Source organism: Paenibacillus massiliensis 2301065 = DSM 16942 (assembly GCF_000377505.1).
GTDB classification, from domain to species: Bacteria; Bacillota; Bacilli; order Paenibacillales; family Paenibacillaceae; genus Paenibacillus; species Paenibacillus massiliensis.
This window is the reverse complement of the sequence record NZ_KB898193.1, coordinates 272,378-292,183: the sequence shown is the minus strand read 5'-3', so window position 1 is coordinate 292,183 and position 19,806 is coordinate 272,378. Positions and strand designations below refer to the sequence as shown.

Below are 19,806 nucleotides of genomic sequence, written 5' to 3'. Positions count from 1 at the left end.
GATATGCAGCGGGAGATTACCTGAGAAAAGAGGGGAGTTACATGGGTGAAGAGTTCCGGATCTATAATCGGGAACTGGCAGCAGAGGAGCTATGGGTGCAGGGTAGACAAGCTGTAGAGGCAGTTCAGCTGGATATCCTGGACATTCTTCGGCAATGTGGGATCAAGCAGCCAGAGTGGCTGAAGTCCTTACATCCGGTGGAGGACTGAGCAGAACAGCCCAAAAACGAACTCGCAGTCCCTAGGGGAAGATACGGGTTCGTTATTTTGGCATGTCATTCAATTGTGGATGAATCTAGCGCTCCATCATGCGCTCCATGCGTACAAAGGCAATAAATCTACGGGCTTCATCTTCGCTTAGGCTACGACCGTCAATGGTCAGGTTGAAGCGATTTAGAATATCCTTATCCGATAACTCTAACTGATCGATGAATTGCTGCATTTCCGATGGCAGCGTTGTATTCTTATGGGTAGTCCGTCCAATGATGTAGTCTATGGATACGCCGAACAGATTCGCCAGCTTCATAAGCATTTCAAAATCCGGCTTACGCCGGTTTTTTTCATAATGGGAGAGTGCCGCACGGGTAATGCCAAGAGTATGGGCGAGCTCTTCCTGCTTAAGTCCCAGTTCTTCCCGAAGCTCTGCTATGCGTGTACCGTAGTTCATCTAAATCTCCTCCTGATTGCAATTGTGTGTGTATACCTAGGAGTAGTATTGTTAATCAATCTCGAGCTTATGGACACATCGCGAAGAAGGTATGCCCATGGAGCCGTCATGGAGATTTATTCATTGAGGTGACTCCATTTGTGTAAGATCAGATTAGAGCTACATGAATGTAAACATTCACACATATTTATGCAAATGGTGTGTCTGAATCAGACGTTACGCGAGCTCAAAATATGATCATACATCATAATATATATAATATTTTACTATATAAAGTATGGTTATGAATAGTATTTTTACGCCAATATATGGTATGTAAAGGCGTCCTTATGTTCTAGTCATGTTAACTCGTTGTTATTGCTTGCTGGCAGGATGTGATAGACTGAATTTCATATAATTATTTTTTGAGGTGGGCAGCGAATGCTGCGAGAAAGGAGTTCATCGGATGAGTCTGGAGCCAATTGTTCGCCTTCAAGGGGTCAGCAAAATCAAAGGTAGCAAAAGACTGGTGGATAAGCTAACTCTAGATGTGATGCCTGGGCAGGTGTTCGGTTTTCTCGGGCCCAATGGAGCAGGGAAAACGACAACCATTCGCATGATGGTCGGGTTGATCTCGATCAGTGAGGGGGACATCTCCATCTGCGGCCATAGTATGAAGACGGACTTTGAGCAGGCGATTGCTCAAGTCGGGGCCATCGTTGAGAATCCCGAGCTGTATCGCTTCATGACGGGATATCAGAATCTACAGCACTTCGCTCGCATGCTGCCTGGGATTACAAAGGAACGCATAGAGGAGACGGTACGTCTTGTCGGCCTTGAACAACGAATACATGACAGGGTAAAGTCCTATTCCCTCGGGATGAGACAGCGTCTGGGTGTTGCTCAAGCCTTGCTGCATCGCCCCAAGCTGCTCATTCTGGATGAGCCGACGAATGGAATGGACCCGCAAGGAATTCGTGAGCTAAGAGATTATCTGCAGCATCTGAGCAGGGAAGAGGGCACCACGATATTTGTCTCCAGTCACTTGCTTAGTGAGATGGAGCTTATGTGCGATACGGTTGCCATCATCCAAAATGGACGTTTGGTGGATGTGAGGAAACTGAAGTCAGATGGCGCACTCCTTGCAGCTACAGAAGTTGCTTTTGAAGTCAGCGATCCTGCCCATGCGCTTACATTAGTAACGAACGGGAGAATTCAAGGGCAGACGCTGGTCGTGCCACTGGATCGGGAGCAGACAGCTGAACTGAATCAACGCTTAATTGAGGCAGGCATCAAAGTGTATTCCATCCGTCCATTGTCGCAGACGCTTGAGGATCAATTCTTAGAGCTAACAGGAGGTGTAGGAATTGTCTAACTTCTTAAAGCTTGTTCATAACGAGAATATAAAGATCTATATCAGAGTGCGTACATGGGTGATGCTGGGGATCTTGCTGCTCATCGCACTGACAGTGCCTTTACTGGTGTCATTAGCAAGTGACCAGATTAGCGTATGGGATGGTGCCATGCTGACAATGTTGGTATGCTTCTTCCTGCTCACGATCTTCACGGTCATTGTTAGTGCAGATATTGTTGCAGGGGAATTCAGTTGGGGTACGATCAAGCTATTGCTGATTCGTCCATGGAGCCGAACGAAAATTCTGATATCCAAGTATATAGCAGTCATTCTGTTCAGCCTGTTCGGCACAGCACTGCTGGTTGCAGGGAGTATACTTACGTCTGCGTTGGCATTGTCACCCGAGTCGATCTTCCCAATAGGTGAAGGCTCGCAATTAAGTCCTGCACAGTATGCATTTGCCATGATTCTGACTAAATATGTGACGCTGTTCATCATTCTGACCTTTGCGTTCATGGTGTCCTCCGTATTTCGGTCGGGTGCCCTTGCGATCGGTTTGTCACTGGGCATTCTATTCTTACAGAACTTTGTAGGAATGTTTCTGTTACTCCTGCAAGGAAGAGCAGAATGGGTGAAATATTTACTCGTATCCCATCTGGATCTGACTGTGTATATCGACAGTCCAGTCTCAAGTATGGGCACGACACTTGGCTTCTCCATTACCGTGCTGGCTGCTTATTACATTGTGTTCTTGGCCGTAAGCTGGCTCGTCTTCATCAAGCGTGACGTCTCGTCCTGAGGTGAGGCATCATTAGAATTAGAAATAGTAGCATATTAACAAGCCCTTTGCCCTTCCGTATTGCACGGTTCTGGCAAAGGGCTTGTGGTTTATATAATGACTACGGTGCAGATAATAGGGAGTATAGGGTCAGTCTAGCCAGCCTCAGCACGTGAGTGGGCAGAGGAGGCCTCCGTTTCTGAAGCATTCGTCTCTTCAGCAGTAGTACTAACGGAATGTTCCATTTTGGTAGCTCCATCGAGAATGGCTCCTTCGAACACAATAAGCGAATTGGCGGTGATATTGCCATGAATTTCGGCTGTGGAGGCCAGTGTCAAGCGCTGCTCCGCATGTATCTCTCCGATCAGCTTGCCTGCAATAACGATTTCTCGGGCAGTGACGTCCGCAGTGACAATGGCAGACTCGCTAATAATGATGAGATCGGTGCTGGCAATGCTACCGTGGACAACGCCTTCAATTCGTACGGGGACGTGACAATGAAGCGTACCTGTAAAGGTCGTGCCATAGGACAGGACTGCCTCAACAGGGGCTGCTTGTCGCTTCCCTAAGCCAGGCTTGAACATGTACATCTCTCCTTCGGAATATGATACCTTCTCACAACTGGAATAGGGTGTCGGCTCATAAAATTTACATATTAACGCACATACAGCAGGGGATCGATGGGGATATTTTGTTTAACCACCTGAAAATGTAGATGTGGGCCTGTACTGCGTCCAGTACTACCGAGCTTACCGATCAGCTCGCCCTTGCTGACTTGCTCGCCTACCGAGACAGATAAGGCGTGCAGATGCATATACCAGGTCTGTAGGCCATTTGGATGCTCAATCATAATATATTTGCCGCGACTGCCGTCCTGAGCAGAGGCAATGACCTTCCCTGCACCTGCCGCATAGATGGGGTCACCTGTGTTCCCTGCAATGTCGATACCAGCATGATAGGCGGCACGTCCATTGAAGGGGTCTGTTCGATAGCCAAAGCTGGAGGTAATTCGCCGAGCGGCTGTAGGCCAGGCATTTGGCTTGCCATTCTCAGCCAGCTCCAGTTGTCGTGCCTTCAGACGAGCTTGCCGCTGGCGTTGCTCCAGCGAAGTCTGGACGGACTCGGCCTTCTTCAGGACACGAGGTATCGAGGACTCCATGCTATCCAGCATGGCCGTGATTTCCTCGAAATCCTCTGTAGTCTCCTTGCCGAGTGTGCTCAACTGTTTGTCATGCACCGCGATCCATTGGCCGCCCTTGTTCCCGTTGGCATCCCAAGCCAATGGAGTAAAGGAAGACGCTGAGGTCTTGCTTGATGAGATGTCATGCTTCTGGATAAATTGCTCCAATTGCTCCTCCAGCTCACGTATTCGCTCCATGCGTTCCTTGACGTTCTCTGCCTGATTGGACAAGAGCAGAATTTCCTGCTGTAGCCGCTGGATGGCTTCATCCTTATTCGTCACGGTCATTTCCATCTGCATGCTCTGGGCAGCCAATGTGGTCTCCAGACGAGATATCGTCTGTGAGGAGCGGATCTGGAGGGTAATAATCATAGTCGATATGGACAAAATAGCCAGCGTAGGTACTAGGATTACGATAGGCCTGGATATATGAAACTGCCGGGGGGACCGCTGTGCGTCAGAGAGCACAAGTAGAGTCATCCTCCGGTTCCAATCTTGTTTTCTCATAAACAGCTCCTTTCCGGCAGATTCCGCCTGGCATGGTGAAGTGCGTGAGTGAGGTGCCGGCTATATGCCTGTTTGCTTACTATTTATTCAGCAATCCTATTAATCATGACAATAATGTACAAGGAGGTGCCTTATGCTGTGGCTGACGATTGTGCTGCTCATATTTATTTTTCAGACCGCAACCATCCTCATTCTTGAGTTTCGACAGCCAGCTAAGGCGGTCGCCTGGCTCTTTATTCTGTTTTGTTTTCCGCTGATTGGCTTCGTTGTGTACTATTTTGTAGCTCAGGATTACAAGAAACGAAAAGTACTTCGCAATCAGGGGTCCAGATTGTTCCAGCAGATTAAGGAAGCTCTGTGGCGTCAGACCAAGGTAATCCATGACATCCAGCATATGTCCAACCCGGAGTTCATCCACTATGAACGCTTGTTCAACATGCTGTCCCGACTCACGGAAAGCCCGATTACAGGCTGTAACAGGGCAACGGTGCTCACGGACGGGGAGGAGACCTTTGCTTCAATGCTTGCGGCGATCGAACAGGCACAGGATCATATTCATATCGAATTCTATATTTTTCGCGCCGATACGATTGGATCGACCTTTCAGAAGCTGCTGATCCGCAAGGCCAAGGAGGGCGTCAAGGTCCGCTTTGTTGTGGACGGGCTGGGCAGCTATCACCTCCCATCCTCCTTTGTCCAGACCTGCAAGCAGGCTGGAATAGAATTTCATTACTTTCTGCCGCCATTGCTAGCCACACTTGATAAACGAATCAATTATCGTAATCATCGCAAAATTCTGATTGTAGACGGTAGAGTTGGCTTTGTCGGTGGTCTGAATGTAGGTGATGACTATCTGGGCCAATATCCGAAAATGGGGGATTGGCGGGACACGCACACACGCATCGAGGGCGATGCGGTCTATTTTTTGCAGAACACCTTCCTCAGTGACTGGAAGCTTGCCTCGGGTGAGCGTATTGATGATCCCCGTCTCTTTCCGCCACATGAGTGCGAAGGGGAGGATCAGGTCCAGATTGTAGCCAGCGGGCCGGATTTGGCATGGAATGCGATTCAAGAGCTGTGCTTCGGAGCTATCGCAGTAGCCAGACGCAGAGTGTGGCTAACAACACCGTATTTTATTCCGGACCCGAGCATTTATGAGGCGCTCAAGACAGCGGCTGTCAGTGGGGTGGATGTACGAATCATCATTCCGTATGAGTCCGATTCCATACTGGTGAAGCTTGCCTCGTTGTCCTATGTAGCTGAGCTGCTGAATGCTGGTGTCCGATTTTATCAATATCGCAAAGGCTTCATGCATGCCAAGATTCTGATTGTCGATGATCTGTTCGGATCTGTAGGGACGGCGAATATGGATATGCGGAGCTTGTTTTATAATTTTGAGCTCACCACCCTGGTCTTCTCTCAAGCATTCATTCAGCGCCTGGAGCAGGACTTCAGGCGGGATCTGGAGCATTCAATAGCTATAGAGTCTGAACGATTCAAGGAACGCCATCGCATTCAGAAGACAGCAGAAGTGCTAGCACGCATGTTATCTCCCCTTCTTTAAAGTCGATTTGAGCCCGTTTAGCATAGATAATCCTGCTCATTGGAGAGTATACTGCTTTTTTCTAACTTTTTTGCCTAAAAATCTCCTGTTATGATATAGTATATATATGAGAAACAACGACGGGAGGAGGGGGCTGCATGGAGCGGTCCCTTTTCTTGTAATTGTAAGCTGAGAAAAATGGGGGGAGTAGAATGAGCAGCATGACTCCAGATGAGATAGCAACGAATCTACAGAAGCTTCCGGTTAGCCGGAAGGTGCAGACGAAGCGGCTGCTGCAGAAGGGTATCTTTATCGTACTCGGAGCAGCTTTGATGGCGGTGGCCCTTGAGATTTTCCTCGTACCAAATGGAGTAATAGACGGCGGTATTACTGGTATTTCCATCATGCTGTCTGAAATTTTCGGAATTCCCCTCGGCGTGTTCCTCGTGATGCTGAATCTTCCTTTTCTGATCCTCGGCTACAAGCAGATTGGCAAGACATTTGCGTTATGTACGCTGCTTGGTGTCGTATTGATGTCAGGTGGTACGTACCTGCTGCATGACGTATCTGCCTTAACACCGGGTGAGCCCTTGCTTGGTGCAATCTTCGGTGGTGTCATTCTCGGTGTAGGTGTCGGTCTGGTCATTCGCTCTGGCGGATCCCTGGATGGAACGGAGATTGTGGCGATTCTCGTCAGTGAGAAGTCACCATTTTCCGTAGGCGAGGTCGTGCTGTTCGTCAACGTCTTCATACTCGGAAGTGCAGGCTTTGTGTTCGGATGGCCGAATGCCCTCTACTCCATGATCGCGTACTATATTGCGATGAAGATGATTGACATTACCATTGAGGGTCTTGACCAATCCAAATCGGTATGGATTATTAGTGAGAAATATCGTGATATCGGCGATGCACTTACCGATCGACTGGGACGTGGTGTGACGTATCTGGATGGAGAAGGCGGTTTTTCGGGTGACAGCAGGAAGGTTATCTTTGTCGTAATCACTCGACTGGAGGAAGCGAAGCTGAAGAGTATTGTGGAGGATTGGGATTCGCATGCGTTCGTGGCGATCGGCAATATTCACGATGTGAAGGGTGGACGCTTCAAGAAAAAGGGAATCCATTAGCGAAGCTGAAGCCGGCATGAATGATTGAATGGTTGGCTGTTGGTTAAGGGCTGAATGTATAGCAGATCGTGTAGCAGAAATGCCCGGCAGGTAAGTGACCTGTCGGGCTTTTTTGTCGTAAATAAGTTTACTATTTCTTGAGCTGACGGATAATCGGTTCCAGCGGCTGTGGAGGAAGGGAATCCAGAAGGTCGCCCAGCTTTCCCAGCCGTTCCTCAATGTTAAGCAGATGATAATCCAGTGGAGAGACATTCTGTCTTACCTCTGCCCATGTGAGCGGTGTGGATACCGTAGCTCCGGCGCGAGCCCGCGGTGTGTAGGGGGCTGCGATCGTCTTGCCAGCGTAATGCTGCAAATAATCAAAGTAGATGCAGGTACCGCGCTCTTTTTTTAATCGCTCAATCGTGAACAGCTTCGGATGCTTCTCCGTTACGTAACGACCGACCAGATGCCCTACACTGCGCAATTCGTCGAAGGTAATCCCCTGATGGATCGGCACGATGATCTGAACACCTGTAGCCCCCGAGGTCTTGGCAACGGATGCAATGCCTAGCGAACGAAGCACATCATCGACAAGGCTGGCGGCCTCCATGATTCTAGGCTCGATCTCAAGCGTCGGGTCCAGATCAATAATCCATTCGCGAGGTAGTATACTGCCTACGTCATGCAAGGAGGGATGAAATTCGAGAGCAGCCTGATTGCCAAGCCATAATAGCTGGGGCAGCTCGTTCAGCACGATATACTCAATATCACCATCACGGTACGTTGATATATACTCGGGTCTGGAGACAGGCGCGTTTTTCTGATAAAAAAATTTGCCATGAATGCCATGCGGCCAGCGAATGACGGTTAAGAGACGATTACGGCAATATTTCAGCAGATAAGGTGCGAGTAGGGCGAGCTTTTCCAAATAAATGGCCTTGGTAATGCCTGCCTCCGGCCACAAGGGCTTGTCTGGGTTCGTAATGGGAATCTCGCAGCCCATGATGGTGATCGTTCCCTGTGCTGTACGTGCCAATCCTGCACCTCCTTTGCTGGTCGGATATGTTGACTAGGTCTTGGTCCGTTTTGTTGTGCTTTTACGCTTGGGAGCCGCAGCGGCATCACTGGCTTCGCCACCAGCAGCTTGCCGTGAGGCGGCTGGCTTGCGCGGCTTGCGTGGCTTCGCAGGAGCCGGACCAGGATCTGTAGCGATCGGCTTGATGGATTCGATACTGGCTTGCAGTGCTGCCATGAGATCAACGACATTCGTCTCTGGCTTGGATGGAGCTACCTTAATCTCCTCACCCGCGATTTTGTGAGAAATGAGCTCAAGCACCTTGTCACGATAGGCATCCGTATATTTGGCAGGGTCGAATTCGCTCGAAAGCTGCTCAATAAGCATTTTGGCCATCGTTAGTTCCTTCTCGTTAACCTGCGGCTGCTCGGGCAGATTGGGGACCTGGCTGACGGGTCTTATCTCATCCGGGTAGAAGATGGTCTCGATCGCCAGACAGTTGTTGTATACACGAATGGCTGCCAGACTGCTTTTGGAGCGAATGGAGATTTGGGCGATCCCGATTTTCCCGGTATCTCGCATCGCGTTCAGCAGTAAGGAATAGGCATTATCTCCAGTCTGATCAGGGGACAGATAATAAGTTTTTTGAAAGTAGATCGGGTCGATATCCTCCAGATTCACGAAATCCAGAATCGTGATATTCTTGTTGCCCTGCTCCGTGAGCTGCTCCAGCTCGTCCTTATCAAACATGACGAATCTGCTCTTCTCGTACTCGTAGCCCTTGCCAATCTCCTCCCATTCCACCTCTTTGTCACATACGGGACATTTACGAACATAACTGAGCGGACTGCCGCATTCCTTGTGAATGTAGCGCATGGAAATGTCCTTATTCTCCGTTGCGGAAAACATCTTGACAGGGACGTGAACCAATCCGAAGCTAATGGCTCCTTTCCAGACGGTATGCATGAGTGCACCATCCTTCCTCTTTGATTTGTGTGAGATCCTATTAGCATTTTGCATCGTATTTCATTTCAAATATTCTACTTGCTTCATTTGTGTGGATGCATCTTGGCGATCATATGAACTTAAGCTGGACGTATGATGTTTATTATTAACAGGCGCTATTGTTGAAAACGCCGCTTCAACCTTAGGTTGATATCCCGGTTATAGCAGTGGCTTGTGCATGGAGAATATGCGTCCATCTCGCTTACCTGTAGTATGCTTCATGAATGATTTTGTATGAACGCATGTCTGATGGATGTTCTGTACATAGTAACAAACGAACTACTTACGTGGAGGGATGAACAGCATGAAGAGACCCGCCAAGGTCAGACACAAGCTGGGTAGTCAAGCGTTGGTGATTCGTTTTCCGGCAGCCGGAGAGCGTGATGCATTGCCGCCAGAGTTCATGCTGTCACATGAATCTGTACCCCCATATCCCATTGCTGCACAGCATGTGAACTGGGAGGCACTGACCGCCAAGGACTCAGGTATGAATGAATATCCCGCACTGGATGTAAACCAGATGGCGGAGGATGAATTGGAAGCCATGCAGGATTCGATAGCGGTACGCAATGAACCAGAAGCGTCGGAGCATTAAGCTGGCAAAAGGCTGTGAGAGGCTAAAAAAGGCTAAAAGGGCGATAGGATAAACTCAGAAAGGAGCTGTAAGCCGTATGATGGATGTGAAGCGTGCAGTAGATATTTACAACTCCAAGGAGATGATTTCGGTCAAGCTGGAGGGAGAGCCGGTCTGGATCGAGCATGTGGATGCGGAGAATGGTATGGCGACGGTTCAAGTTGGAAGCAGGCCCACGAATACGATGACAGTACGGGTGGATCGTCTGGAGGAAGAAAGTTAAGGTTGAATGAAAAGGAGCAATGTCAGGATGCTGCAACGATTGTTATGCGGGCATCCTTTTTTTGCGTAAATTCATAGGAATGAGCGTGCAATCGACCTAGGTGAATACTTCTTCATGGCCAAAATCTACATATATTACGAAATCACGAGCTTTCCTTGCGGGAGCTTGACGTGAAATATATAATAAAGGTCAAGTTATGGAAGCTGGAATAGGGACCGAATCAAATTTTTGGGTTGAGTGATCTGGGAAGCATGGTCGTTAGCGGAGAAGCGGCTCGACACTCACATTGGATCTGGTCAAGGTACTAGTCAGGCTCTGAGGTGATGATGATGAGTTCAAATCAAGGTAGTTATACATTTCGTTCCCGAAGTGAACAGGATACGGACAAGCTGGCAGCACAGCTGGCGCTAAGATCCGTACCAGGGGCAATTATCGTACTGGATGGGGATCTCGGAGCAGGTAAGACAGCCTTCTCCAAAGCATTTGCCAGACATCTGGGCGTAGAGGGCGTTGTGAATAGTCCTACATTTACGATTATTAAGGAATATGAAGGCAGATGGCCTTTGTACCATATGGATGTGTACCGGATCAGCCAGGAAGAGGCCGAGGAGCTTGGCCTGGATGAATATTTCTATGGTGAAGGCGTGTGTCTGGTTGAATGGGGGAGCTTGATTCCCGAGCTGCTCCCGCCCGAGCATCTGCACATCAGAATTGAGTATACCGGAGAACAGGAACGGATTATCCAGCTGAATGGCTATGGTGAGCTATATGCTGACTGGTGTGCCAGTCTTGGAGAGAATGGAGTATGAACGATATGAATCATGAAAAGAACCAGCCGCAGATGCGGCTATTGGCGCTGGATACAGCTACGGCGGTCATGGCCGCAGCAGTAGTGGAAGCACGTTCGCAGCAGCTGATCGAGGAGAAAAATATACACGGAGAGCGCAATCATTCCGTTCATGTCCTGACTGGACTTCAAGAGCTAATGCTGGAGACTGGGACAGCACGTGAGCAGATTGCGGGAATCGCTGTCGGCATTGGGCCAGGCTCCTACACAGGGGTGCGAATTGCAGTTACGGCCGCAAAGACGCTGGCTTGGGCCTGGAAGGTCCCTGTGGTAGGCGTATCCACATTACAGGCACTAGCCTGGGGAGGCTGGAACCGGGCACAGGCTGGTGAAGCAGCGAAGCATTCTGAAGAGAGTCAGATTGGGGGGACTGTAGCTTCCCCCGCGCAGGTAGACGAAGCAAATTACATACAGTGGATTGTGCCACTGCTGGATGCGCGGCGTGGTCAGGTGTATACATCGTTGTTCGCAGCAGCTGGTAGTAGTGAACCCCGTCGACTAGCCCCGGATGCGATCCGGCTTATGAGTAGTTGGGTGGAGGAACTGGTCCAGCTTGTCCAGGACACCTCACCACAGGAACGTCCCAAGGCCATATACCTGGTAGGAGAGACTGAGGTGCACCAACTTACTGCCACAGAGCTGTCAGAGCTATTGGAGCTTAGGGCTCAACCCTATGAGCTGGAGGGACGATGGATCGGAAGGCTCGGTGCTACACGGTTACAGGATGGACAAGAGGATGAGCTTCATACCTTGGTGCCGAACTATACGCAGTTGGCAGAGGCGGAGGTCAACCTGCTTCAGGCACGTACGAAGGGGGCGACAAGCACATGAGGGAGCTGAACGAGCAAGAACGGCAGGAGGCGAGCATTACCTTCCGTCCTATGCTGGTAGCTGACATTCAAGCGGTCATGAAGATTGAGCGGGAATGTTTTACATTGCCCTGGACCGAGGATGCATTTCGCAATGAGCTAACCCATAATATGTTCGCCAAATATCTGCTGATGGAGCTGGATGGAGACGCTATCGGATATGCTGGCATGTGGACGATTCTCGATGAAGCCCATATCACAAACATTGCCGTGCGTGAGCAATATCGCGGACGCAGACTCGGAGAGCGGTTGCTTGACGAACTGATGAAGCAGGCGAGCCAATTAGGAATGGAACGAATGACGCTGGAGGTCCGTGTCTCCAATCATGTGGCCCAGAAATTATATGAGAAAAAGGGATTTATACCTTCAGGCATGCGCAAAGGCTATTATTCGGACAATCAGGAGGATGCCCTTATTATGTGGGCTGACCTTCCTGCCGGACATAATCCCGAAGACCAGGAGGAGTGGACAAAGGGATGACAATGCAGGAGCACATCAAGGCAGATGTAATTGAACCATCGAAGCCTTGTTATATATTAGCCATCGAGACCAGCTGTGATGAGACAGCCGTCTCGGTCATCAAGGATGGTACGGAGGTGCTGTCGAATCTGATTGCCAGTCAGATCGATACTCATCAAGCATTTGGGGGCGTCGTACCCGAGGTTGCTTCGCGCAAACACGTCGAGAGCATTACCTATATGCTGGAGGAGGCTGTGGAGAAGTCAGGTATTGATCCGGAGGAGCTATCCGCTGTTGCCGTGACGCAAGGGCCGGGGCTTGTCGGTGCACTACTCGTAGGGATCGTAGCAGCGAAAAGTGCCGCGCTTGCCTTCGACAAGCCACTGATCGGCACACACCATATTGCTGGACATATTTATGCTAATGCACTGACCTCGGAGCTGAAATACCCATGTATGGCTCTCGTGGTATCGGGAGGCCATACGGAGCTGGTCCTGATGGAATCAGAAGGGAGCTTTCAGGTCATTGGACGCACACGCGATGATGCGGTGGGTGAAGCCTATGACAAGGTTGCTCGTGCCATCGGCTTCCCGTACCCTGGTGGACCGCATGTGGACCGAATGGCCCTGGAATCGGACGAGGTAACCCCGCTTCCCCGTGCCTGGCTGGAGGCGGACTCCTATGATTTCAGCTTCAGCGGCTTAAAGTCAGCCGTGCTGAATGCCATTAATCAGGCGAAGATGAAGGGAGAAGAGATTCATCCCGGGGCGATTGCTCGCGGCTTTCAGGAATCTGTGATTGAGGTGCTTGTAGAGAAATCCGTCCGTGCCATGCACCAGTTCAAGGCGAAGCAATTGCTGCTCTGCGGTGGTGTAGCTGCCAATCGCGGTCTGCGAGCTGCACTACAGGAGCGCTGCGAGCGAGAAGGAATTGAGCTACTGATCCCACCGATGAAATATTGCACGGACAATGCAGCGATGATCGGAGCCGCAGCTTATATCAAATGGCAGCATGGAGAGTCCTCCGCACTTGATATGAAGGCAGATCCTGGATTATCCCTGGAGCATTGGTCCGTTCAAAGGGCGGAGTAACGTCGAAGCCTTACTGTAGCATTGGCCAGATGAGCACTATGCTTATCAGGACTTCTTGTGAACTCTGTTTAGGTTGGTTATAAGACCCAAGCTCCAAATTAGATTGGATTAAGGATAGCTTTAGATAGAATCACTGACCATTTAACATAGTGCCTGTCGTCTCTTGCAGAGTCGGCAGGCTTTTTTAATACACGCGATAGGTATCCCAAAATCGGAAATTGGTGCAATGACATTTGTCAAGTTGTTAACAATGTTATCCACATATCCATGCTTTTCTGTGGATAATGACTGAAAAGGCCCGCCAGCCATGAAATTTGTCGAATGGGAGCACAGGGGATAGATCTTAACAAAATGATGACGAAAATTGTGGATAATGTGGATAAAAGGGTGGATAATACTGGTTATCGAGTGGATTACTTAACACAGCCCTTATATAACAAAGAAAAAAATGACCAATCAAGGTCATTTTCTTCTATTGTGTATGCAGTTTTAATGTGAATAACTTTGTGTACAGACGGCGGTAATAAAATTTGTCGTTTTTTTTACACATCGTTTACAGTACGGCAGATTTATTCTCCTAGCAGCTGTTCCCAAGCTGAGTACACTTCTGTAAGCTCCTGCTTCCGCTCCTCAAGCTTGCCCTGAATGGCCTGCAGAGCTTCGTAATCCTGATATACCTCAGGCGAGGCCATCTCCAGCTCCAAGGCGTGGATTGTCTCCTCCAGCTCGGCGATCTGTTGTTCATAGGCCTCGACCTTACGCTGACGGCTGCGTTCCTCACTTTTGGCCTGTTTTCCGGCTGCATAGGAAGATGCTCCGTTCTTGTCCGCCTCAGACGGACTGGACTCGGTAGCGGTCTTACTGTTATTGGCGGCTGAGGCATTTTCCAAGGCAATCTCCTTAAGCTCCAGCTTCTTGGCCACATAATCGTCATAGTTCCCCAGGAATTGCTCCATGCCTTCTGGATGCAGCTCAATGACCCGTTCAGCCATTTTATTCAGGAAATAACGGTCATGGGAAATGAACAGTAATGTTCCCTCATAATCCAGCAACGCAGCCTCTAGTACCTCGCGACTGAACAGATCCAGATGGTTCGTAGGCTCGTCAAGAATCAGCATGTTGGCTTCTCGCAGCATCAGCTTCGAGAGAGAGAGACGGGCCTTCTCCCCACCACTCAAGGTAGATACCTTCTTCAGTACGTCCTCTCCACTAAAAAGAAAGTTCCCAAGTACCGTACGAATTCGAGCCTCTTCCAGATGTGGATACTCACTCCACAGCTCCTCCAATACGGTATTGCTGGGATTCAGACTGGTATGCTCCTGATCATAATAACCGATCTTGATCTTGCTTCCCCAATGAATGGCCCCCTGATTGGGACGAAGGGAGTCTGTCAGACATTTTAGCAGGGTGGATTTACCGACTCCATTCGGTCCAATCAGAGCCACCGTGTCTCCGCGCCAGAGCTGGAACGATACATTCCTGAACAGAGGTTGTCCCTGCTGGAACTCGACGGAGAGGTTCTCGGCTGTCAGCACGTCCTTGCCCGACATGTACTGGATGTCGAAGGAAAAATGCGCCTTCTTCAGCTCGCCTGCTGGTTTATCCATTCGATCCATTTTTTCAAGTGCTTTTCGGCGACTCTGGGCACGCTTGGTCGTGGAGGCACGTACAAGATTTTTCTGAATAAAGTCCTCAAGCTTGGCAATCTCGACCTGCTGCTTCTCGAACTGCTTCATCTGTGCCTCGTACTCGGCAGCCTTCAGCTCAATATAACGAGAATAATTGCCGGTATAACGAGTGGATTGATGTCGCTCGATCTCGACAATGGTCGTGACGAGCCGATCCAGAAAGTAACGGTCATGGGATACGACAAGCAAGGCGCCTGGATAGGCCCGGAGATAATCCTCCAGCCAGGTCAGGGTCTGAATGTCGAGATAGTTGGTAGGCTCATCAAGCATGAGCAGATCAGGTGCCTGCAGCAAAATGCGGGCTAGTGCCAGACGGGTCTTCTGGCCTCCGCTTAGCGTTGAAATTGGGGTATCCGGAGCGAAGCTACCGAAGCCCATTCCGTGCAGTACGCTGCGAATGCGAGTCTCCATCTCATAACCGCCCTGATCCTTGAACCAGTCGGACTTGCGAGCGTAGCGCTCCAGCAGCTCCTCGTAGGCCTTGGTAGATTGGTCCTGTGCCTGTTCTGCGATCTCCTGCTCCATTTGCCGCAACTCAGCCTCTGCGGTCACGAGCGTGTCGAATACACGCAGCATTTCTTCCCAGATGGATCTTTGAGAATCCAGTCCGCTATTTTGCGCCAGATATCCGATCCGGGTCTCTTTGGATTTGTATATTTGTCCTGCATCATAAGACAGCTCTCCTGCAATGATTTTCAGCAGGGTGGATTTGCCCGCGCCGTTCACACCAACGAGGCCGATCCGTTCGCGTTCAAGAACTTGCAGATTTACCCCGTCCAGAATCGGGTCAACTTCATATGCTTTTGTAATGCCAGATACTTGCAGCAGCATAACGATTCTATTCCTCCATCACAATTTGCGTCTGCTAACGGCAGACCTATTACCAGTGTACATGAAATCCTGCGGAATGCACAGCAGCGGCGGCTTGAGGCACCGGGCTTGTGGTTATTTTCCACAATCAATGATACACTACAAGTAGAATGTTTAGAGACTATGATCAGGCAGCATGGACAAGAACGAAAGGAACTGCTTCATGACGGATATCAGCCGAATCAAGGCCAGCATACGAGCCCAGCAGCGACAGCTCAGGAACGCTAGGGCTAAGGATGCTCACACAGTGGACTCCAGTATGGCTTGTCAGCATGCGATTCAGGCCTGGGAGGAGCTGCGTGGACGCAGCGGAGGTGGCAGACTCACGCTGTTCAGCTACATACCCTACGGTAGCGAGATTTCGACGCTGGAGCTCATTCATCATAGCTGGAGTAAAGGCGATCTGGTGCTGGCACCGAAGGTACTGCAAGAAGCACATACATTAGAGCTGCGCGAGATCAGGAGTCCATCCGATCTGGTGCCAGGAGCTTGGGGGATTTTGGAGCCTGCTGAGCATTGCCCACTTTGGCCTCGGAAGCAATGGGGAGAGGTGAGTTGGGTAGTCGTACCAGGTTTGGCCTTTGATCAGAGTGGAGGCAGGCTGGGCTATGGAGGCGGATATTATGATCGCTTTGCTAACGTTGTGGGGCAAGCCCGTTCTGAACAGACGGACAAGCCTTGTTATGTTGCGCTCGCCTTTCCAGAGCAACTCATTGCACATGTACCGATGGAGAGTACGGATCTCAGGCTGGATTTCATTTTCACGAGTGATGGCAGTATTAGTACGACAAGATAATCAAGGGAAGGTGACAGGGTGGAGTCTTTTACCCATTTTAATGAGCAAGGGCGCGCGCGGATGGTAGATATATCAGGGAAGACACCAAGTGTGCGTACCGCCGTAGCCGTTACGAGTCTTACAATGGCTCCATCTACCTTGCGAGCAATACGTGAAGGGGCTGTGAAGAAGGGTGATGTGCTGGCGGTTGCGCAGGTAGCTGGTATACAGGGAGCCAAGAAGACCTCCGATTGGATTCCGATGTGTCATCCGTTGGCCCTGACAGGCGTGAATATTAACTTCAGCGACAATGGTGAGGATATCCTCTATATTGAAGCGGAGGTTAAGACTGAAGGTAAGACGGGAGTCGAGATGGAGGCCTTGACTGCAGCTTCTGCGGCTGCTCTGACCGTCTATGATATGTGCAAGGCACTGCAGAAGGATATTGTGATCGGCCCGACCATGCTGCAATCCAAGACCGGAGGCAAGAGCGGGGATTTTCAGCGTGGTGAATAACTAGCTATATGATCTATATCTCCGAAATCTGGCGGACTGGGGCTTTGAAGTACTGTATGGTCGCAAAGAACGGGATAGGATACAAAAATCGGCACTTCAGCCTACGGGCTGTAGATGCTGAACATAGGAGAAGGGTGATCTTATGTTGTGGAGAACAGCGATTCTGACAGCCAGCGATAAAGGAGCCCGCGGGGAACGAGAGGATACCAGTGCTCAGGTCATTCGTGAACTGATCGAGGAAGAGTTGGGCGGAGAGATTGTAGAATACCGCATTGTGCCTGACGAGCCGGATGAGATTATAGCGGCACTTATTGAAATGACAGATTACTTTCATGCCGACCTGGTGCTGACGACAGGCGGAACAGAACTGGCCATTCGAGATGTGACTCCAGAAGCGACCCGGCGTGTCATTGAGCGTGAAGTCCCTGGTATGGCGGAGGCCATGAGAGCATCTGTTATGCAGAAGAACCGGGCAGCCATGCTCTTCAGGGGTACGGTGGGTATACGGGGACGTAGCCTCATTGTGAACCTGCCTGGTACTCCAAAAGGTGTACATGAGAATCTGGCTGCCATCATGGATCAGCTTCCGGAAGCTTTGCTCATGGTAACTGGTCAATTCAAGCAGGGCTCTTGAGGATTCTACGGCAGGAGACCATGACGAGTATGGACATGAAGCTGTGATGCTAACCTTATGCCTTGCATGATAAGGAGGAATGGACATGCCGACGATCGGGGCTTCAGGCTATATTTTGTTGATAATACTAGCACTGCTATTGTTCGGACCTCAGAAGCTTCCTGAGCTTGGGCGAGCGCTGGGGCGAACATTTCGAGAATTCAAGAACGGTGCACGCGAGCTGATGGCCGAGGAGCATGTCGAGGAGCACAAATCCAAGCCAGCTCACGCATCAGCTACTTCCTCCAAGCCTGAGTCTGCAACGGAGCAGAAGTCAGCTGCGAACAAACAAGAACCCTAAGCGATTCAGCAGGGTATGACCGGAATCCTTTCCTCGTGGAGAGGATTTTTGTGTCTAGGTTCGTATGTAGATGGATGGGAGGGAGGTTAACCTTTGGACAAGGAGCAGAAGCAGCAAGATCGTCAGGAAGTAGGACAGGGAACTGGCCCTAACGAAGCCCAGAAGATAGGGCAAGAGGAAGTCCTGGAGAAAGCACAAGAAGAAGTGCAGGAGGAAGTGCAGGAGGAAGTGCAGCATAGTGAGACAGACCAAGCTAGGCAGCAGCCAAGCTTGGAGCAAGAGCGTCTTCTCCGACAAGCTCGACTGCAGAACGGGAAGCCAAGATCGTACATTTCGAGAACAAATGAGACCTACGAGGAGCTACTGTCCCTGACTGAGCATCTGACGGAGCTAAGGCGAAGAATCATATGGGTGTTGCTTGTGCTAATAGGCACGTTGATTGGTGGTCTGTATGCAGCCGCTCCAGTGTACCGTTATCTTCTTACCAAGCGCTTTCCTTCTGATCTGGAGCTGAACGCTCTCTCCGTATGGGATGGGATCAGCATCTATGTGAAGATTTCATTCATATTCGCTGTAGGTGCTACTTTGCCCTTTGCGCTGTATCAGCTATGGCGCTTCGTGGGGCCTGGACTACGACAGCAGGAGCGCTCTGCGGCCCTACGTTATATTCCATATGTGTTCTTGCTGTTCGTAGGTGGAGCCCTGTTCGCTTATGGTGTTATCTATCCGATGGCTCTGGCATTTACAACCTCTGTGAATCGCAGTATGGGCTTGCAGGAGACTTATGGAGTCATGCAGTATTTTGGATTCCTATTCAACATCGTGCTGCCTGTGGCTTTGCTATTCGAGCTTCCGCTAGTCATTATGTTTTTGACGGCGATTCGCATCCTGAATCCGTCGCGTTTGCGTAAGGTGCGGCGTTTTGCTTATTTCGGTCTGGTATTTATTGCTGTTGTCATTACACCGCCAGATCTGGTATCCGATCTTCTCGTCACTGTGCCACTCCTTCTGCTGTATGAGGGAAGCATACTCGTGTCCTCTATTGTCTATCGGAGGCAGCAGCGTGCAGATGAGGAGAGGGATGAGAATCTTGGAGGGAATAAAGTTAAAGGGAATAAAGAACAGTGAAGTACAATAATGATCTTATTAGGAGCTTGTCTCTCGGTAGAATCAGGCGATTGGCATAGATAGACTAGAATTGGGTACAATGGAGTGGAGTTGGTGGACTTGCTGGATTTTTGCAAAAATCTTCAATAAAAATGACCTTAAGCACTTGAAATTGAATCCCAAGTTGAGTATTATGAAATTGGTTGTTAGCACTAAACGTTGTTGAGTGCTAATACATAGACCAACAACCCTATAATCCAGAACATTTGAATAAGGAGGCTATTTTTTCATGATCAAACCTTTGGGTGAACGCGTATTGGTGGAAGCGATCGAACAAGAACAGACAACTTCATTCGGAATTGTCCTGCCTGACTCCGCTAAAGAGAAGCCGCAAGAAGGTAAAATCATTGCGGTCGGTGCTGGCGCATTGAAAGACGGTGTCCGCATTCCTCTGGAAGTGAAGGAAGGCGATCGAGTAATTTTCTCGAAGTACGCCGGAACAGAAATCAAATACGAAGGTAAAGAGTATTTGATTATGAAAGAAAGCGACATTCACGCGATCATTGGTTAACGGTATATCAGCATAAGGGTATATCCGCTCAACCTGAATATAGGAATTG

At 49.7% G+C, this 19,806-nt stretch carries 23 protein-coding genes; 17 read left to right on the top strand and 6 right to left on the bottom strand.

Going from position 1 to position 19,806, the window contains the following annotated elements; genetic code table 11:
- Positions 1 to 41: 41 nt before the first annotated feature.
- A complete protein-coding gene (locus D328_RS31080; RefSeq protein ID WP_018886687.1) occupies positions 42 to 209 on the top strand; it encodes a hypothetical protein in 168 nt (55 codons plus the stop codon).
- Between the two features lie 85 nt (positions 210 to 294).
- On the opposite strand, the gene D328_RS0119330 is transcribed toward D328_RS31080, so the two are convergent.
- Positions 295 to 666: a helix-turn-helix domain-containing protein gene (locus D328_RS0119330; protein ID WP_018886686.1), complete on the bottom strand. Its 372-nt coding sequence runs from the start codon at positions 664 to 666 to the stop codon at positions 295 to 297.
- Positions 667 to 1,111: 445 nt separating this feature from the next.
- Here D328_RS0119330 and D328_RS0119325 point away from each other — a divergent pair, with 445 nt between their 5' ends.
- Together D328_RS0119325 and D328_RS0119320 are read left to right on the top strand one after the other, a co-directional pair.
- On the top strand, positions 1,112 to 2,020 hold the full coding sequence (locus D328_RS0119325; RefSeq protein WP_018886685.1) for an ABC transporter ATP-binding protein: 909 nt from the start codon (positions 1,112 to 1,114) through the stop codon (positions 2,018 to 2,020).
- Entirely contained in the window at positions 2,013 to 2,798 is a 786-nt protein-coding gene (locus D328_RS0119320) for an ABC transporter permease (protein ID WP_018886684.1), read from the top strand. Before D328_RS0119325 ends, D328_RS0119320 begins: the two co-directional genes overlap by 8 nt.
- A 134-nt stretch (positions 2,799 to 2,932) precedes the next feature.
- Here D328_RS0119320 and D328_RS29425 read toward each other — a convergent pair whose 3' ends face one another.
- Both D328_RS29425 and D328_RS0119310 read right to left on the bottom strand, forming a co-directional pair.
- The gene (locus D328_RS29425) at positions 2,933 to 3,361 is read right to left on the bottom strand and encodes a bactofilin family protein (protein WP_018886683.1); all 429 of its coding nucleotides are present in this window, start codon (positions 3,359 to 3,361) and stop codon (positions 2,933 to 2,935) included.
- A gap of 71 nt (positions 3,362 to 3,432) precedes the next feature.
- On the bottom strand, positions 3,433 to 4,464 hold the full coding sequence (locus tag D328_RS0119310) for a M23 family metallopeptidase (protein ID WP_026281274.1): 1,032 nt from the start codon (positions 4,462 to 4,464) through the stop codon (positions 3,433 to 3,435).
- A 133-nt stretch (positions 4,465 to 4,597) separates the two neighbouring features.
- On the opposite strand from D328_RS0119310, the gene cls reads away from it, so the two are divergent.
- Together cls and D328_RS0119300 are read left to right on the top strand one after the other, a co-directional pair.
- Entirely contained in the window at positions 4,598 to 6,028 is a 1,431-nt protein-coding gene (gene cls / locus D328_RS0119305) for a cardiolipin synthase (protein ID WP_018886681.1), read from the top strand.
- 200 nt (positions 6,029 to 6,228) lie between these two features.
- Positions 6,229 to 7,131 carry a YitT family protein gene (locus D328_RS0119300; protein ID WP_081625315.1) on the top strand — a complete coding sequence of 301 codons (903 nt, stop codon included), beginning with the start codon at positions 6,229 to 6,231 and terminating at the stop codon, positions 7,129 to 7,131.
- Between the two features lie 130 nt (positions 7,132 to 7,261).
- On the opposite strand, the gene ligD is transcribed toward D328_RS0119300, so the two are convergent.
- Positions 7,262 to 8,149 (bottom strand): non-homologous end-joining DNA ligase, encoded by an 888-nt coding sequence (ligD, locus tag D328_RS0119295; protein WP_018886679.1) that lies wholly within the window; start codon positions 8,147 to 8,149, stop codon positions 7,262 to 7,264.
- A 33-nt stretch (positions 8,150 to 8,182) separates the two neighbouring features.
- A complete protein-coding gene (gene ku, locus D328_RS0119290) occupies positions 8,183 to 9,094 on the bottom strand; it encodes a non-homologous end joining protein Ku (protein ID WP_018886678.1) in 912 nt (303 codons plus the stop codon).
- Positions 9,095 to 9,437: 343 nt separating this feature from the next.
- On the opposite strand from ku, the gene D328_RS29420 reads away from it, so the two are divergent.
- From D328_RS29420 to tsaD, 6 genes are all read left to right on the top strand, one after another.
- On the top strand, positions 9,438 to 9,728 hold the full coding sequence (locus tag D328_RS29420) for a hypothetical protein (RefSeq protein WP_018886677.1): 291 nt from the start codon (positions 9,438 to 9,440) through the stop codon (positions 9,726 to 9,728).
- A 79-nt stretch (positions 9,729 to 9,807) separates the two neighbouring features.
- Positions 9,808 to 9,990: an H-type small acid-soluble spore protein gene (locus D328_RS0119280; protein WP_025681277.1), complete on the top strand. Its 183-nt coding sequence runs from the start codon at positions 9,808 to 9,810 to the stop codon at positions 9,988 to 9,990.
- A 329-nt stretch (positions 9,991 to 10,319) separates the two neighbouring features.
- Positions 10,320 to 10,799 carry a tRNA (adenosine(37)-N6)-threonylcarbamoyltransferase complex ATPase subunit type 1 TsaE gene (gene tsaE, locus D328_RS0119275; RefSeq protein WP_018886675.1) on the top strand — a complete coding sequence of 160 codons (480 nt, stop codon included), beginning with the start codon at positions 10,320 to 10,322 and terminating at the stop codon, positions 10,797 to 10,799.
- A 5-nt stretch (positions 10,800 to 10,804) separates the two neighbouring features.
- On the top strand, positions 10,805 to 11,668 hold the full coding sequence (gene tsaB, locus D328_RS0119270) for a tRNA (adenosine(37)-N6)-threonylcarbamoyltransferase complex dimerization subunit type 1 TsaB (protein WP_026281273.1): 864 nt from the start codon (positions 10,805 to 10,807) through the stop codon (positions 11,666 to 11,668).
- Positions 11,665 to 12,186 carry a ribosomal protein S18-alanine N-acetyltransferase gene (rimI, locus tag D328_RS0119265; RefSeq protein ID WP_018886673.1) on the top strand — a complete coding sequence of 174 codons (522 nt, stop codon included), beginning with the start codon at positions 11,665 to 11,667 and terminating at the stop codon, positions 12,184 to 12,186. Before tsaB ends, rimI begins: the two co-directional genes overlap by 4 nt.
- The gene (gene tsaD, locus D328_RS0119260) at positions 12,183 to 13,256 is read left to right on the top strand and encodes a tRNA (adenosine(37)-N6)-threonylcarbamoyltransferase complex transferase subunit TsaD (protein ID WP_018886672.1); all 1,074 of its coding nucleotides are present in this window, start codon (positions 12,183 to 12,185) and stop codon (positions 13,254 to 13,256) included. The genes rimI and tsaD overlap by 4 nt, the downstream gene beginning before the upstream one ends.
- A gap of 569 nt (positions 13,257 to 13,825) precedes the next feature.
- Here the strand turns inward: tsaD and D328_RS0119255 are convergent.
- Complete coding sequence (locus D328_RS0119255) at positions 13,826 to 15,775, bottom strand: ABC-F family ATP-binding cassette domain-containing protein (protein WP_018886671.1); 1,950 nt, start codon at positions 15,773 to 15,775, stop codon at positions 13,826 to 13,828.
- Between the two features lie 202 nt (positions 15,776 to 15,977).
- Here D328_RS0119255 and D328_RS0119250 point away from each other — a divergent pair, with 202 nt between their 5' ends.
- The 6 genes from D328_RS0119250 to groES all read left to right on the top strand — a co-directional run bounded on the left by D328_RS0119250 (position 15,978) and on the right by groES (position 19,757).
- Complete coding sequence (locus tag D328_RS0119250; RefSeq protein WP_018886670.1) at positions 15,978 to 16,610, top strand: 5-formyltetrahydrofolate cyclo-ligase; 633 nt, start codon at positions 15,978 to 15,980, stop codon at positions 16,608 to 16,610.
- A gap of 18 nt (positions 16,611 to 16,628) precedes the next feature.
- Positions 16,629 to 17,105, top strand: a complete 477-nt coding sequence (gene moaC, locus D328_RS0119245; RefSeq protein WP_018886669.1) for a cyclic pyranopterin monophosphate synthase MoaC — start codon at positions 16,629 to 16,631, stop codon at positions 17,103 to 17,105.
- A 142-nt stretch (positions 17,106 to 17,247) separates the two neighbouring features.
- The gene (locus D328_RS0119240; protein ID WP_018886668.1) at positions 17,248 to 17,739 is read left to right on the top strand and encodes a MogA/MoaB family molybdenum cofactor biosynthesis protein; all 492 of its coding nucleotides are present in this window, start codon (positions 17,248 to 17,250) and stop codon (positions 17,737 to 17,739) included.
- An 85-nt stretch (positions 17,740 to 17,824) separates the two neighbouring features.
- Positions 17,825 to 18,079: a twin-arginine translocase TatA/TatE family subunit gene (locus D328_RS0119235; RefSeq protein WP_018886667.1), complete on the top strand. Its 255-nt coding sequence runs from the start codon at positions 17,825 to 17,827 to the stop codon at positions 18,077 to 18,079.
- 330 nt (positions 18,080 to 18,409) lie between these two features.
- Positions 18,410 to 19,207, top strand: coding sequence for a twin-arginine translocase subunit TatC (gene tatC / locus D328_RS0119230; protein ID WP_026281271.1), 798 nt, complete (start codon positions 18,410 to 18,412; stop codon positions 19,205 to 19,207).
- A gap of 268 nt (positions 19,208 to 19,475) precedes the next feature.
- Positions 19,476 to 19,757, top strand: a complete 282-nt coding sequence (gene groES / locus D328_RS0119225; protein ID WP_014280320.1) for a co-chaperone GroES — start codon at positions 19,476 to 19,478, stop codon at positions 19,755 to 19,757.
- The last annotated feature ends 49 nt before the right edge of the window (positions 19,758 to 19,806 follow it).

What these genes read in the sequence shown, in the direction of transcription:
- tsaD (WP_018886672.1), top strand. Translation starts at nt 12,183, where the DNA reads ATGACAATGCAGGAGCACATCAAGGCAGATGTAATTGAACCATCGAAG.
- cls (WP_018886681.1), top strand. Translation starts at nt 4,598, where the DNA reads ATGCTGTGGCTGACGATTGTGCTGCTCATATTTATTTTTCAGACCGCA.
- D328_RS0119325 (WP_018886685.1), top strand. Translation starts at nt 1,112, where the DNA reads ATGAGTCTGGAGCCAATTGTTCGCCTTCAAGGGGTCAGCAAAATCAAA.
- D328_RS31080 (WP_018886687.1), top strand. Translation starts at nt 42, where the DNA reads ATGGGTGAAGAGTTCCGGATCTATAATCGGGAACTGGCAGCAGAGGAG.
- D328_RS0119300 (WP_081625315.1), top strand. Translation starts at nt 6,229, where the DNA reads ATGACTCCAGATGAGATAGCAACGAATCTACAGAAGCTTCCGGTTAGC.
- D328_RS0119330 (WP_018886686.1), bottom strand. Translation starts at nt 666, where the DNA reads ATGAACTACGGTACACGCATAGCAGAGCTTCGGGAAGAACTGGGACTT.
- tsaE (WP_018886675.1), top strand. Translation starts at nt 10,320, where the DNA reads ATGAGTTCAAATCAAGGTAGTTATACATTTCGTTCCCGAAGTGAACAG.
- D328_RS0119250 (WP_018886670.1), top strand. Translation starts at nt 15,978, where the DNA reads ATGACGGATATCAGCCGAATCAAGGCCAGCATACGAGCCCAGCAGCGA.
- tsaB (WP_026281273.1), top strand. Translation starts at nt 10,805, where the DNA reads ATGAATCATGAAAAGAACCAGCCGCAGATGCGGCTATTGGCGCTGGAT.
- D328_RS29420 (WP_018886677.1), top strand. Translation starts at nt 9,438, where the DNA reads ATGAAGAGACCCGCCAAGGTCAGACACAAGCTGGGTAGTCAAGCGTTG.
- D328_RS0119235 (WP_018886667.1), top strand. Translation starts at nt 17,825, where the DNA reads ATGCCGACGATCGGGGCTTCAGGCTATATTTTGTTGATAATACTAGCA.
- D328_RS0119280 (WP_025681277.1), top strand. Translation starts at nt 9,808, where the DNA reads ATGGATGTGAAGCGTGCAGTAGATATTTACAACTCCAAGGAGATGATT.
- D328_RS0119255 (WP_018886671.1), bottom strand. Translation starts at nt 15,775, where the DNA reads ATGCTGCTGCAAGTATCTGGCATTACAAAAGCATATGAAGTTGACCCG.
- D328_RS29425 (WP_018886683.1), bottom strand. Translation starts at nt 3,361, where the DNA reads ATGTTCAAGCCTGGCTTAGGGAAGCGACAAGCAGCCCCTGTTGAGGCA.
- D328_RS0119240 (WP_018886668.1), top strand. Translation starts at nt 17,248, where the DNA reads ATGTTGTGGAGAACAGCGATTCTGACAGCCAGCGATAAAGGAGCCCGC.
- groES (WP_014280320.1), top strand. Translation starts at nt 19,476, where the DNA reads ATGATCAAACCTTTGGGTGAACGCGTATTGGTGGAAGCGATCGAACAA.
- rimI (WP_018886673.1), top strand. Translation starts at nt 11,665, where the DNA reads ATGAGGGAGCTGAACGAGCAAGAACGGCAGGAGGCGAGCATTACCTTC.
- D328_RS0119310 (WP_026281274.1), bottom strand. Translation starts at nt 4,464, where the DNA reads ATGAGAAAACAAGATTGGAACCGGAGGATGACTCTACTTGTGCTCTCT.
- ku (WP_018886678.1), bottom strand. Translation starts at nt 9,094, where the DNA reads ATGCATACCGTCTGGAAAGGAGCCATTAGCTTCGGATTGGTTCACGTC.